The organism is Tistlia consotensis USBA 355 (assembly GCF_900177295.1).
Lineage (GTDB): Bacteria > Pseudomonadota > Alphaproteobacteria > Kiloniellales > DSM-21159 > Tistlia > Tistlia consotensis.
Window position 1 is genome coordinate 245,072 of sequence record NZ_FWZX01000003.1, and the last position, 13,260, is coordinate 258,331.

The following is a 13,260-nucleotide window of genomic DNA, read 5'->3' on the forward strand; positions in this document are numbered from 1 at the left end:
CGGCCCTTCCGCCGATCGGCCCGCCGGCCGATTCCGCCCGACGGGACGCGCAGGAGGGGTCGGCGTCACTCGCCGACGGCGCCGGAGATCACATCGCCGAAGTTCACCCAGCGCTCGCCGTTGAACTTCATCATCTGCATCTTCTGGAGCGGGAAGTAGTCGGTCGCGCTGGTGGTCATGGTGATGCCGGGCAGCAGCAGCGGCAGCGGCACGTCCTTCATGCTGGCGGCCTGCTTCATGACGTTCGCGCGGGTCAGGTCGTCACCGCACTGCTTCAGGACGTGGACCATGGCCTGGGCGACCGTGTAGCCGTAGGCCGTGAAGGTCGAGGTCTTGTCGCCCGCCGGATAGTACTTGTCCATGAAGGCGAGCCAGTCCCTGCGGCCCTGGTCGTCGGCCCATTGCGGGTCCTGCATGTCCTTGAGATAGGCGGTCGAGACGATGCCCTTCGCATTGTCCAGGCCCGCCGGCTTGAGGACCGCGCCGACCGAGTTCGAGACGTTGGTCAGGATCTCGGTGGCGTCCCAGCCGATCTCCTTGACCTTCTTGATCGCCTGGGCGGCGAACTTCGGCGTCGCGATGTTGACGAAGACGTTGGCGCCGGAGGCCTTCAGCCTGACGATCTGCGAGTCGACCGTCGGCTCGGAGACCTCGTAGGGCGCCTCGGCGACGATCATCGACGCCTTGTCGCCGAGCCCCTGCTTCAGACCGCTCAGCCCGTCCTTGCCGAAGTCGTCGTTCTGGTACAGGACGCCGATCTTGGCATCGGGGACGTTGGCCAGGATCCAGCGGCCGTAGATGATGCCCTCGCTCTGGTAGTTGGGCTGCCAGCCCATGGTCCAGGGGAACTTCTCCGGGTCGCCGAACTTGGTCGCGCCGGTCGCAACGAACAGCTGCGGCACCTTCTTGATGTTCATGTACTTCTCGATCGCCGAGTTGGACGGCGTGCCGAGCGACTGGAAGATCAGCAGCACCTGGTCGCTTTCGACCAGCTTGCGCGCCTGCTCGACGGCCTTCGGCGGCGAGTAGCCGTCGTCGTAGGAGACGAAGGTGATCTTGCGGCCGTTGATGCCGCCCTCGGCGTTGACCTTGTCGAAGTAGGCGGCAATCGTCTTGGCGATCGACGAGTAGGCCGAGGCCGGGCCGCTGTAGGGATTGATGTTGCCGATCTTGATCTCGCTGTCCGAGGCGCCCGGGTCGTACATCCCGGCCGCGCAGGCCGCCCCCGGCAGGACCAGGCCCACGCCGAGCAGCAGCCCCGCGCCGGCAACACCCTTCAGGATCGAACGTCTCTTGGTCATGGCTTCTCCTCCCGTTTCTGAAACGCGCGCCGGATCTTCGTGGACCCGGTGCTTTCTTCCCGAGAGCCGCCGGCCGGCCGCGTGCAGCAGCCCGCCGAGGCCCGTCGGCATGACGTAGATGAGCAGGATCAGGATGGCCCCGTAGGCGGCGCCCGAGAGGCCCTTCGACAGGCTCTCCGCGATGTTCGGCACGAACATCACGAAGGCGCCGCCCAGCAGTGCGCCCGGCAGCCAGCCGACGCCGCCGACGACCAGACCGACGAAGAAGGCGATCGACAGGGCGAAGGTGAAGGAATCGGGCGCGACGAACTGCACCACGATGGCGCCGAGCGCCCCGGCGACGCCGGTGTAGAGCGCGCTGACGCCGAGGGCGAGCGACTTGTAGAGCGCCGTGTTGACGCCCATCGAGCGCGCGGCGATCGGATTGTCGCGGATCGCCATCAGCGCGCGGCCGCCGCGGCTGGCCACCAGGTTGCGCGCGCAGAGCCAGGCGCCGAGCGCGACGCCCAGGGTCAGCAGGTAGAGCCACTGGTCGGCGCTGAGCGGCAGCCCGAAGGGCGGCCCCGGCTTGTCGATGACGATGCCCATGACGCCGTTCGTCCAGGGCTCGAAGGGCGAGAGCTTGAAGAGCTGCGGCGTGACCACGGCCAGCGCGAAGGTGGCGAGCGCCAGGTAGACGCCCTCGAGGCGCAGCGCCGGCCAGCCGAACAGGAAGCCGGCCAGGAAGCAGACCACGCCGGCCGCCGGCAGCGTCCAGAGATAGCCGATGCCGAAGTGGTCCATCATGATCGCGGCCGTGTAGGCACCGACCGCGTAGAAGGCGCCGTGGCCGAGCGAGAACTGGCCGTTGATGCCGGTCAGGATGTTCAGGCCCAGGATGGCGATGGCGTAGACCAGCATCATGGTCAGCTGGAACACCAGGAAGCTGCCGGCCGCGAAGGGCGCGGCCAGCGCCGCCGCCAGCACGACCAGGGCCACAGCGAGCCCCCAGGAGCGGCCGGCCGCGGGGCGGAGCGCGGCGGCGTCGGGATCCTGTCCCGTCCGGGCATCGCCGGCGCGCGAGGCGGCGGTGTCGAGCGTCACGGGATCAGACCCTCTGCACGACCGGCCGGCCGAACAGGCCGGTCGGCTTGAAGACCAGGACCGTGACGATCAGCAGCAGCGCGATCGGCAGCTTCAGCTCGTCGCCGACGACCGGGATGTAGGTGCCGGCGAGGTTCTCGATGACGCCGATCGCGAAGCCGCCGAACACCGCCCCGGCCGGGCTCGAGAGGCCGCCGAGCACCGCCCCGGCGAAGCCGTAGAGCAGGATCGACAGCATCATGTTGGGCTCGAGGAAGACGAGCGGCGCGATCAGGATCCCGGCGATCGAGCCGATCGCGGCGGCCATGCCCCAGCCGAGCGCCACGGTCCGGCCGACGCGGATGCCGACGAGGCGCGCCGAGGCGGGATTCTCCGCCGCCGCGCGCATCGCGAGGCCGATCCGGGTGTAGCGGAAGAAGAGATAGAGGAACAGCAGCACGACCAGGGTCACGCCGATCATGCCGATCTGGTGGTTGCTGATCAGGCCGCCGAGCTGGGAGCCTTCGCCGAAGGGGCTCGGGAAGGGCTTGATCGTGAAGTCCCAGATGAAGCCGGCCAGGCTGTTGATGACGGCGAAGAGGCCGATGAAGACCGCGATGTGACTGAGGATCGGGGCCTGGCCGAGCGGCCGGATGACCAGGCGCTCGATGGCCATGCCGCCGGCGAAGGAGACCGCGACGGTCAGCGGCAGGACGGCCCAGTAGGGCAGCCCCCACTGCAGCAGCTGCCAGGCGACGAAGGTCGAGAACATCGCCATCTCGCCCTGGGAGAAGTTCAGGTGATGGATCGCCTGGTAGATCATGACCACGGCGAGCGCCATGCAGGCGTAGATGCCGCCCGTCGCGATCCCGGTCACGAGCTGCTGGATCAGAAGCTCCACGGCGGCTCGACCCTCCTCAGTAGCCCAGGTAGGCGGCGCGCACCGACTCGTCGTCGCGGATCTCGGCGGCGCTGCCGGACATGACCATGCAGCCGGTCTCGATGAGATAGGCCCGGTCGGCCAGCTCGAGGGCGAGAGCGGCGTTCTGCTCGACGATCAGCAGGGCCACCCCCTCCTCCTCGCCGACCTTGCGCAGGATCTCGAACAGCTCGGCGACGATCAGCGGCGCGAGGCCGAAGGAGGGCTCGTCGAGCAGCATCAGCTTGGGGCGCAGCATCAGCGCCCGGCCGATCGCCAGCATCTGCTGCTCGCCGCCGGACAGCGTGCCCGCCTGCTGGCGCCGGCGTTCCTTGAGCCGCGGGAACCAGCCGTAGACGCGCTCGACGTCGGCGGCGATCGCGCCGCGGTCGGAGCGCGCCATCGCGCCGCAGAGCAGGTTCTCCTCGGCCGTCAGCCCGGTGAAGGTGCCGCGCCCCTCGGGCACGTGGGCGATGCCGAGGCGGACGATCTCCTCGGTCGGGCGCCCGGCGATGTCGGCACCCTCGAAGACGATGCGGCCCGAATGCCGGATCATGCCGCAGAGCGCCCGGAGCGTCGTCGTCTTGCCGGCCCCGTTGGCGCCGAGCAGCGTGGTGACCCCGCCCTGCCCGACCGCGAAGTCGAGACCGTGCAGCACCCGGAAGTCGCCGTAGGAGGCGTGCAGGTCGGAGACCTGGAGCAGCGGACTCAATGCCTCGTCCCCCCGAGATAGGCGTCGACCACGGCCGGGTCCTGCTGGACCTCGGCAGGCGAGCCCTCGGCGATCTTGCGGCCGAAGTTGAGCACCACGACCCGGTCGGAGACGGACATCACCAGCCCCATGTGATGCTCGACCAACAGCACGGTGACGCCGCGCTCGTCGCGCAGGCGCCGGATCAGCATGCCGAGCTCGGCGACCTCGTCGTGGTTGAGGCCGCCGGCCGGCTCGTCGAGCAGCAGCAGGCCCGGCTGCGAGGCGAGCGCCCGGGCCAGCTCGACGCGCTTGCGCGTGCCGAAGGGCAGGCCGGCGATCGGCAGGTCGGCGACCGCGCCGAGCTCCAGGTAGTCGAGCAGCTCCTCGGCGATCCCGTCGATCCGTCTCTCCTGACGGCGCACCCAGGGCAGCGCCAGGGCGTCGGAGAGGAGGTCGCTGCGGCTCCTGGCGTGGGCGCCGACGCGGATGTTGTCGCGCACGGTCAGCCGGTCGAACAGCGCGAGATTCTGGAAGGTCCGCCCGATGCCGATCGCCGGCATGTGGTGGGGCGCGCGCCGCAGGATCGACCGGCCCTCGTAGCGCAGGTCGCCGGAGACCGGCGTATAGAGTCGGCTCAGGCAGTTGAACAGGGTCGTCTTGCCGGCACCGTTCGGCCCGATCAGGCCCAGGATCTCGCGGTGCCGAAGATCGAAGCGGATGCCGTCGAGCGCGACGATGCCGCCGAAGCGCACGACCAGGCCGTCGACGACGAGCTGGGGCGTCGGCGCGCTGCGCCCGGCCCCGCTCATCCGGCTTTCCGGGCCGGGGGCCGCCCCCCCGTCTTGCCGCCGCCGCGGGCCTGCGCGACCGCCAGCCAGTCGCCGCTGGTGCCGGGCAGCCGCCGGCCGCTCAGCAGGTCCTCGACCTGCCGGGCGAGGGCCGCGATGGCGGGTCCGATCTCGTCGCGCAGCCGCTCGGGCGGGAACTGATGCGGCGGACCGCCGCAGTTGAAGGCGAAGAGACCCGAGCCGTCGGCCGCGACCAGGGGCACCCCGACGGCATGGACGTCGCCGCGCCACTCGCCGGTCGAGGTGACGAAGCCGTACTCCCGGTACTCCTCCACCGCCGCCTCGAGCGCCTCGTGCAGCACCGGCCACTCCGCGGGATGCCGCTCGGCGAAGCCGGCGTAGCGGGCCTCGCGCTGGGCCTCGGGCATGGCGACCAGCAGGGCGCGGCCCATGGCGGTCGCCGCCAGCGGGATGCGCGAACCGATGTCGAGCTGGATTCTGTAGGTCGCCGAGCCGCGCGAGACGTCGACGTAGAGCGCGCTGTTGCGGTAGAGCACGCCGAGCCCGACCTGCGCCGACAGCGCCTCCGCGGCCTGCTCCATGAAACCGTGCGCGGCATGGCGCACGCCGAGGTTGGCGAGGGCGGCGTAGCCGAGGGTGATCGCCCCCGGCGCGAGCTGATACTTGCCGAGCCGGGTCACGTGGGTCAGGTAGCCCAGCGTGCAGAGCGTATAGGTCAGGCGGCTGACCGTCGGCTTGGGCAGGCCGGTCCGCTCGGCGATCTCCTGGTTCCCGAGCAGGCCCTCGTGCGGCTGGAAGGCGCGCAGGACGTCCAGGCCGCGCGCCAGCGCGGTCACGAACTTCCGGTCGCCCTCCACGCGATTGTGCGCGGCCTTCGCGGTTCGGCCGTGGCCTGGCCCGCGTTCTCGCCCTGCCATTCGGCAGTTCCTCCCTGTGTTGACAAGAACTGCATCACATCCCAGAAGTATGGTCAAATAATAAAACTGAATTTCGCATTGCGGAACTGGGAGGTTCTCTTGGAACAGGAAGTCGACGATAGGAACGACGCCGTGGGCTACTCGACCGATGGCGACGTGGCCGTCGTCACCATCGCCAATCCGCCGGTCAACGCCCTCGGATACGCGGTCCGGAGCGGGATCGTCGCGGCGCTCGAGCGGGCGGCCGCCGACCCCGCGGTAAAGGCCGTCGTGCTGACCGGCGCCGGGCGGACTTTCAGCGGCGGCGCCGACATCACCGAGTTCGGCAAGCCGCCCCGCGAGCCCGGGCTGAGTGCCGTCATCCGCCACTGCGAGAGCCTGGCGAAGCCGGTCGTCGCGGCGATCCGGGGCGTCGCGCTCGGCGGCGGCCTCGAGCTCGCTCTGGCCTGCCACGCCCGCGTCGCCGCGCCCGACGCGCGGCTCGGCCTGCCCGAGGTCAAGCTCGGCCTGCTGCCCGGCGCCGGCGGCACCCAGCGGCTGCCGCGCGTCGTCGGGCCGGAGGCGGCGGTCGAGATGATCGTGACCGGAACGCCGATCGCCGCCGCCAAGGCCGCCACCCTGGGTCTCGTCGACGGCATCGTCGAGGACGACCTTGTGGCCGGGGCGACGGCCCACGCGCGCGCCCTCGTCGAAAGCCGGCAGACCCCGGTGCCGGTGCGCGACCGGGAGGACCGGCTCGCCGCGACGCGCAGGGATCCCTCCGCCTTCGAGGCGAAGGCGAAGCAGCTGACCCAGCGGACGCGCGGCCTGGAGGCGCCGCTCGCCTGCGTCAGGGCCGTGCGCATGGCCCTGGACACGCCCTTCGACGAGGCGCTGAGCCGCGAGCGGGCGCTCTTCACCGAGCTGCTGGATGGCTTCCAGTCGAAGGCGCAGCGCCACCTCTTCTTCGCCGAGCGCGAGGCGACGAAGGTCGCCGGCGTCGGCCGGGAGGTGACGCCCCGGCCGGTCGCCCGGGTCGGCGTCGTCGGCGCCGGGACCATGGGCGGCGGCATCGCCATGACCTTCGCCAACGCCGGCATCCCGGTGACGCTGGTCGAGATGAACAGGGAAGCGCTCGAGCGCGGCCTCGGGGTGATCCGCAAGAACTACGACCTGTCGGTCGCCCGCGGATCGCTCGGCGAGCAGGAGCGCGACCGGCGCCTGGCCCTGATCACGGGCTCGACGCGCTACGAGGACCTGGCCGTGGCCGATCTCGTGATCGAGGCCGTGTTCGAGGAGATGGCGGTCAAGAAGGAGGTCTTCGGCAGGCTCGACCGGATCGCCAGGCCGGGCGCGATCCTCGCCTCCAACACCTCCTACCTCGACATCGACGCGATCGCCGACGCGACCGGCCGCCCGGCCGACGTGGTCGGCACGCACTTCTTCTCGCCGGCCAACGTCATGAAGCTGCTCGAGATCGTGCGCGGCAGGCGGACGGCGCCCGACGTGCTGGCGACGCTGCTCGGCCTCGCCAAGCGGATCGGCAAGGTGCCGGTGGTGGTTGGCGTCTGCCACGGCTTCGTCGGCAACCGCATGCTGGCGGCCCGCTCGGCCGAGAACGAGGCCCTGCTGCTCGAAGGCGCCCTGCCGCAGGAGGTCGACAGGGCCTTCACCGACTTCGGCTTTCCGATGGGGCCCTTCGCGATGGGCGATCTCGCCGGCCTCGACGTCGGCTGGCGGAACCGCAAGTCGCTCGGCCGGACGGCCGTGATCGCCGACGCGCTCTGCGAGGCCGGCCGCTTCGGCCAGAAGACCGGCGAGGGCTTCTACCGCTACGAGGCCGGCTCGCGCCGGCCCGAGCCCGATCCCTGGGTCGAGGCGCTGATCGCCGGCAAGGCGCGCGAGCGCGGCATCGAGCGCCGCCCGATCGCCGCCGAGGAGATCGTCGAGCGCACCCTCTATCCCATGATCAACGAGGGCGCGCGCATCCTGGAGGAAGGCATCGCGGCACGGCCCTCCGACATCGACGTCGCCTGGGTCGACGGCTACGGCTTCCCCGTGGGCAAGGGCGGGCCGATGTTCTGGGCCGACCACGTCGGGCTGGCGACGATCGTCGAGCGGCTCGACGACTGGCACGGCAAGACCGGCAGGGAGCTCTTCGCAGCCGCCCCGCTGCTCCGGCGGCTCGCCGCCGACGGCGGAAGCTTCGCCGCGCTCGGCCGGAAGGCAGGGGCCGGCGCATGAGCGCCCGCCCCTTCGTCTGGGAGAAGGCCTACCCGCCCGGCCTCTCCTGGGACCACCCGATTGCGACCGGGCTGGTCACGGCGCTGCTGGACGAGGCGGCGCGGGAGGCCGGCGCGCGCACGGCGCTGTACTTCCGGAGCTGGCGCTGCTCCTACGCGGAGCTGAAGCAGCGGGCCGACCGCCTGGCGGCGGGACTGCTGGCCGAGGGGCTGGACCGGGAGCAGTGCATCGCGCTCTACCTGCCGAACAGCCCCTGCCATCCCGTCGCCTTCTTCGGCGGGCTCAGGACCGGCGCCCGCCTGACCCATCTCTCGCCGCTCGATGCGCCGCGCGAGCTGGCCTACAAGCTCCGCGATTCCGGCGCGCGCACGGTGATCACCACGAACCTCGGCGGCCTGCTCGCCGGTGCCGTCAAGCTGCTCGAGGCGGGGCTCGTCGACCGCGTGATCGTCGGCGACGACGCGGCCTTCGGCGAGCCGGCGCCGGAGCGCGAGGCGATCCCCGCGCGCCCGGAGGTCATCCCCCTCGACCGCCTGGCCGAGACCTGCGAGCCGCCTGCGAACTGGCCGCAGATCGACCCGGCGGACACCGCCCTGCTGCAGTACACCGGCGGAACGACCGGCCTGCCGAAGGCGGCGATCCTCAGCCATGCCAACCTGACCGCGGCGGTCTCGATCTACGACGCCTGGTTCAAGGCGCTCTATCCCGAGAACCGCGGCTGGGAGCGCGTCATCTGCGCCCTGCCGCTGTTCCACATCTACGCCCTGACGACGATCCTGCTGCGCGGCGTGCGCCGGCACTCCGAGATCATCCTGCACCTGCGCTTCGATGCCGGGCAGGTGCTGCAGGACGTCGAGCAGAAGCGGGCGACGGCCTTCCCCGGCGTGCCGACGATGTGGATCGCCCTGCTCAACCATCCCGACCTCGGCAAGCGGGACCTCTCGTCGCTCGACCGCTGCTCGTCCGGCGGGGCCCCCCTGCCGGTCGAGGTCGGCCGGCGCTTCGAGGAAGCCACGGGACGCCGGCTCGCCGGCGGCTGGGGCCTGACCGAGACCGCCCCGGCCGGCACCAACCTGCTGCCCTTCGGCGAGCCCAGGCCGGGGTCGATCGGCATCCCGCTGCCCGGCGTCGAGGTCCGGGTCGTCGCCCTCGACGAGCCGGCGCGCGCCCTGCCGCCCGGCGAGGTCGGCGAGCTGGCCGTGCGCGGGCCGAACGTGACGGCCGGCTACTGGAACCGCCCGGAGGAGACGGCCGCGACCTTCGCCGGCGGCTACCTGCTGACCGGCGATGTCGGCTACATGGCCGAGGACGGCTTCTTCTACCTGGTCGACCGCAAGAAGGACCTGATCATCTCCGGCGGCTTCAACGTCTATCCGCAGATGGTCGAGCAGGCGATCTACGAGCATCCGGCCGTCCAGGAGTGCATCGTCGTCGGCATTCCCGACCCCTACCGCGGCGAGGCCGCCAAGGCCTTCGTGACGCTGAAGCCGGCGGGCGAGCCCTTCACCCTGGAGGCGCTGCAGGCCTTCCTCGCCGACAAGCTCGGCCGGCACGAGATACCGCGGGCGCTGGAGTTCCGCGAGACCCTGCCGCGGACCGCCGTCGGCAAGCTGTCGCGCCGGGCCCTGCGCGAGGAGGAGCGGCTGACGCACGCCGGGCCGACCGAAGCAGCCGGACCGGCCGCCTGAGCGCGGCTCCGGCGGAGATCCCTGGGAAAGGAACGGGCATGGACGACGCAGTCATCGTCTCGACCGCACGAACGCCGATCGGCAAGGCCTATCGCGGCGGCCTGAACAACACGGCCGGGGCGACGCTCGCCGCCCACGCGATCCGCCACGCGGTCGCGCGCGCCGGCATCGAGCCCGACGAGGTCGAGGATGTGGTCATGGGCTGCGCCCTGCAGCAGGGCACGACCGGCCACAACGTCGCCCGCCAGGCCCTGGTCCGCGCCGGCCTGCCGGTCATGGTCGCCGGCACGACGATCGACCGGCAGTGCTCCTCGGGCCTGCAGGCGATCGCCGTCGCCTCGCGCGCGATCCGCTGCGACGGCGTGCCGGTCGCGGTCGCCGGCGGGCTGGAATCGATCAGCCTGGTGCAGAACGACCACATGAACCTCTACCGGCGCCAGGACGAGGCGCTGCTGGAGACGAAGCCCGACATCTACCTGCCGATGATCGACACCGCCGAGGTCGTCTCCCGGCGCTACGCCATCGGCCGCGAGGTCCAGGACGCCTACGCCCTGGAAAGCCAGCAGCGCACGGCGGCCGCCCGGACCGCCGGCCGCTTCGACGCCGAGATCGCCCCGATCACGACGACCATGGCGGTGACCGACAAGGAAAGCGGCACGGTCTCCCTCAGGGAGGTCACGCTCGCCGCCGACGAGGGGCCGCGGCCCGACACCACGGCCGAGGGCCTTGCCGGCCTCAAGCCGGTGCGCGGCGAGGGCGGCACGATCACCGCCGGCAATGCCAGCCAGCTCTCCGACGGGGCCGCGGCCTGCGTCGTGATGAACGCCCGGCTGGCCGAGCAGCGCGGCCTCGAGCCGCTCGGCGCGCTGCGCGGCTTCGCCGTCGCCGGCACCGAGCCCGACGAGATGGGCATCGGCCCGGTCTTCGCCGTGCCGCGCCTGCTCGAACGGCACGGCCTGAAGGTCGACGACATCGGCCTGTGGGAACTCAACGAGGCCTTCGCCGTGCAGGTCGTCTACTGTCGCGACCGGCTCGGCATCGACCCGGCCAGGCTCAACGTCGACGGCGGCGCGATCGCGCTCGGCCACCCCTACGGCATGTCGGGCGCCCGGCTCGCCGGCCACGCGCTGATCGAGGGCCGGCGCCGCGGCGTCCGGCACGCGGTCGTCACGATGTGCGTCGGCGGCGGCATGGGTGCCGCCGGCCTGCTCGAGATCTTCTGAAGGGACCTTCGCCATGGACCTGCGCTTCACCGACGACGAACTGGCCTTCCGCGACGAGGTCCGCGCCTTCTGCCGGACCGCCCTGCCCGCGGGCATCCGCGACAAGCTGGTGGCCGGCGGCTCGCCGAGCAAGGACGACATGGTGCGCTGGACGCGCATCCTGGCCGACAGGGGCTGGGCCGTGCCGCACTGGCCCGTCGAGCACGGCGGCACCGGCTGGAGCCCGATCAAGCAGTACATCTTCACCGAGGAGCTGGCCCAGACCCCGGCCCCGGCGCCGCTCGCCTTCGGCGTCAACATGGTCGGCCCGGTGATCTACACCTTCGGCAGCGAGGCCCAGAAGCGGCGCTTCCTGCCGCGCATCGTCAGGCTCGACGACTGGTGGTGCCAGGGCTTCTCCGAGCCCGGCGCCGGCTCCGACCTCGCCTCGCTGCGGACCAGGGCCGTGCGCGACGGCGAGTTCTACGTGGTCAACGGCCAGAAGACCTGGACGACGCTGGCGCAGCACGCCGACTGGATCTTCTGCCTGGTCCGCACCGACCCGGCGGCGAAGAAGCAGGCCGGCATCTCGTTCCTGCTGATCGACATGAGGTCGCCCGGCATCACCGTGCGGCCGATCCAGACGATCGACGGCGGCCACGAGGTCAACGAGGTCTTCCTCGACGAGGTGCGCGTGCCTGTCGAGAACCGGGTCGGCGAGGAGAACCGGGGCTGGGACTACGCCAAGTTCCTGCTCGGCAACGAGCGCGTCACCATCGCCCGCGTCGGCGTCTCCAAGGAACGGATCCGCCGCATCAAGGCCCTGGCCGCCCAGCAGTCGGTCGGCGGCGTCCGGCTGCTCGACCGGCAGGACTTCCGCGAGAAGCTGGCCGCGGTCGAGGTCGAGCTGAAGGCGCTGGAGATGACCCAGCTGCGCGTCCTGGCCAACGAGGCGAAGCGGGAGACGGGCAAGCAGGATCCGGCGAGCTCGATCCTCAAGATCAAGGGCAGCGAGATCCAGCAGGCGACCTCGGAGCTGCTGTTGGAGGTGGTGGGCCCCTACGCCCTGCCCTACCAGCCGCGCGAGGAGCTCGACGGCCGCAACGAGCCGCCGATCGGACCCGACTGGGCCTCGACGATCGCCCCCAGCTACTTCAACCTGCGCAAGGTGTCGATCTACGGCGGCTCCAACGAGATCCAGCGCAGCATCATCGCCAAGGCCATCCTCGGCCTCTGAAGGAAGCATCCATGGATTTCGACCCTTCCGACGAGCAGCGCCTCCTGAAGGAGAGCGTCGACCGGCTGGTCGCCGACCACTACGGCTTCGACGACCGCCGGAGGTACCAGGCCGGTCCCGGCGGCTTCAGCGAGGCGATGTGGGCACGCTACGCCGAGCTCGGCCTGCTCGGCCTGCCCTTCGCAGAAGCCGACGGCGGCTTCGGCGGCGGCCCGGTCGAGACCGCGATCGTCATGGAGGCCTTCGGCAGGGGGCTGGTGCTCGAGCCCTACCTGGCGACCGTCGTGCTGGCCGGCGGCCTGCTGCGCCACGCCGCCGACGCCGGGCAGAAGGCCGGGCTTGTGCCGGAGATCGCCGCGGGCCGCCTGCGCCTCGCTTTCGGCTATGCCGAGCCGCAGTCGCGCTACGACCTCTTCGACGTCGAGACCCGGGCCGAGAGGGTCGAGGGCGGCTGGAGGATCTCCGGCCGCAAGGGCCTGGTGCTGCACGGCGACAGCGCCGACGCCGTCATCGTCACGGCGCGGACCGCGGGCGATCGCCGGGACCGCGCGGGCATCGGCCTGTTCCTGGTCCGGGCCGACGCGCCGGGCCTGACGCGCCAGGGCTACCCGACCCAGGACGGGCTGCGCGCGGCGGAGCTGGTGCTCGACGGCGTCCGGGTCGGCGGGGAGGCCCTGATCGGCGATCCCGGCGGCGCCTTGCCGGTCGTCGAGCGGGTCGCCGACGAGGCCGTCGCCGCGCTCTGCGCCGAGGCCGTCGGCTGCTTCGACGAGATGAACGCGATCACGCTCGACTATCTGAAGACCCGCCAGCAGTTCGGCACGACCATCGGCTCGTTCCAGGTGCTGCAGCATCGCGCGGTCGACATGTTCGTCGAGCTCGAGCAGTCGCGCTCGATGGCGCTCTACGCCGGCATGATGGCCGACGACGAGGATCCGCAGGAGCGCGCCCGCGCCGTCTCGGCGGCCAAGGTGCAGATCGGCAAGTCGGCCAGGGCGATCGGCCGCGAGGCGATCCAGCTGCACGGCGGCGTCGGCATGACGATGGAGCATCGCATCGGCCACTACTTCAAGCGGGTCACGATGCTGGACCTGCTGCTCGGCGACGTCGGCCATCACCTGGCGCGGCTCGCCGCCCTCGACGGCCTCGTGCGCGAACAGGCCTGACGCCGGCGCCGCCGCCTTAGGACAAGCCATCAGGAGACCCGC

Annotated in this window: 10 protein-coding genes; 5 read left to right on the forward strand and 5 right to left on the reverse strand. The window is 71.5% G+C overall.

The genetic code is table 11. From position 1 onward, the window contains the following. Window positions 1-65 precede the first annotated feature (65 nt). The 5 genes from B9O00_RS34115 to B9O00_RS06385 are packed head-to-tail and all read right to left on the reverse strand — an operon-like array spanning window position 66 to window position 5,642. A complete protein-coding gene (locus tag B9O00_RS34115; RefSeq protein ID WP_085121623.1) occupies window positions 66-2,384 on the reverse strand; it encodes an ABC transporter substrate-binding protein in 2,319 nt (772 codons plus the stop codon). A 4-nt stretch (window positions 2,385-2,388) separates the two neighbouring features. Further along, complete coding sequence (locus B9O00_RS06370; RefSeq protein WP_085121624.1) at window positions 2,389-3,264, reverse strand: branched-chain amino acid ABC transporter permease; 876 nt, start codon at window positions 3,262-3,264, stop codon at window positions 2,389-2,391. A gap of 16 nt (window positions 3,265-3,280) precedes the next feature. Further along, on the reverse strand, window positions 3,281-3,985 hold the full coding sequence (locus B9O00_RS06375) for an ABC transporter ATP-binding protein (protein WP_322111188.1): 705 nt from the start codon (window positions 3,983-3,985) through the stop codon (window positions 3,281-3,283). Between the two features lie 5 nt (window positions 3,986-3,990). Further along, window positions 3,991-4,785 carry an ABC transporter ATP-binding protein gene (locus tag B9O00_RS06380; protein ID WP_085121626.1) on the reverse strand — a complete coding sequence of 265 codons (795 nt, stop codon included), beginning with the start codon at window positions 4,783-4,785 and terminating at the stop codon, window positions 3,991-3,993. After that, the gene (locus tag B9O00_RS06385) at window positions 4,782-5,642 is read right to left on the reverse strand and encodes an IclR family transcriptional regulator (RefSeq protein WP_159460124.1); all 861 of its coding nucleotides are present in this window, start codon (window positions 5,640-5,642) and stop codon (window positions 4,782-4,784) included. The genes B9O00_RS06380 and B9O00_RS06385 overlap by 4 nt, the downstream gene beginning before the upstream one ends. A 159-nt stretch (window positions 5,643-5,801) precedes the next feature. Here B9O00_RS06385 and B9O00_RS06390 point away from each other — a divergent pair, with 159 nt between their 5' ends. The 5 genes from B9O00_RS06390 to B9O00_RS06410 are packed head-to-tail and all read left to right on the forward strand — an operon-like array spanning window position 5,802 to window position 13,218. Continuing rightward, the gene (locus B9O00_RS06390; RefSeq protein ID WP_085121628.1) at window positions 5,802-7,925 is read left to right on the forward strand and encodes a 3-hydroxyacyl-CoA dehydrogenase NAD-binding domain-containing protein; all 2,124 of its coding nucleotides are present in this window, start codon (window positions 5,802-5,804) and stop codon (window positions 7,923-7,925) included. Further along, window positions 7,922-9,613: a dicarboxylate--CoA ligase PimA gene (gene pimA, locus B9O00_RS06395; RefSeq protein ID WP_085121629.1), complete on the forward strand. Its 1,692-nt coding sequence runs from the start codon at window positions 7,922-7,924 to the stop codon at window positions 9,611-9,613. Before B9O00_RS06390 ends, pimA begins: the two co-directional genes overlap by 4 nt. 38 nt (window positions 9,614-9,651) lie before the next feature. Continuing rightward, window positions 9,652-10,836: an acetyl-CoA C-acyltransferase gene (locus B9O00_RS06400; protein ID WP_085121630.1), complete on the forward strand. Its 1,185-nt coding sequence runs from the start codon at window positions 9,652-9,654 to the stop codon at window positions 10,834-10,836. 13 nt (window positions 10,837-10,849) lie between these two features. Next, window positions 10,850-12,052 carry a pimeloyl-CoA dehydrogenase large subunit gene (pimC, locus tag B9O00_RS06405; protein WP_085121631.1) on the forward strand — a complete coding sequence of 401 codons (1,203 nt, stop codon included), beginning with the start codon at window positions 10,850-10,852 and terminating at the stop codon, window positions 12,050-12,052. Window positions 12,053-12,063: 11 nt separating this feature from the next. Further along, window positions 12,064-13,218 (forward strand): acyl-CoA dehydrogenase family protein, encoded by a 1,155-nt coding sequence (locus B9O00_RS06410; protein WP_085121632.1) that lies wholly within the window; start codon window positions 12,064-12,066, stop codon window positions 13,216-13,218. Window positions 13,219-13,260 lie beyond the last annotated feature (42 nt).

Coding starts and splice junctions, on each gene's coding strand:
- pimA (WP_085121629.1), top strand. CDS start 7,922: ATGAGCGCCCGCCCCTTCGTCTGGGAGAAGGCCTACCCGCCCGGCCTC.
- B9O00_RS06400 (WP_085121630.1), top strand. CDS start 9,652: ATGGACGACGCAGTCATCGTCTCGACCGCACGAACGCCGATCGGCAAG.
- B9O00_RS06380 (WP_085121626.1), bottom strand. CDS start 4,785: ATGAGCGGGGCCGGGCGCAGCGCGCCGACGCCCCAGCTCGTCGTCGAC.
- pimC (WP_085121631.1), top strand. CDS start 10,850: ATGGACCTGCGCTTCACCGACGACGAACTGGCCTTCCGCGACGAGGTC.
- B9O00_RS06410 (WP_085121632.1), top strand. CDS start 12,064: ATGGATTTCGACCCTTCCGACGAGCAGCGCCTCCTGAAGGAGAGCGTC.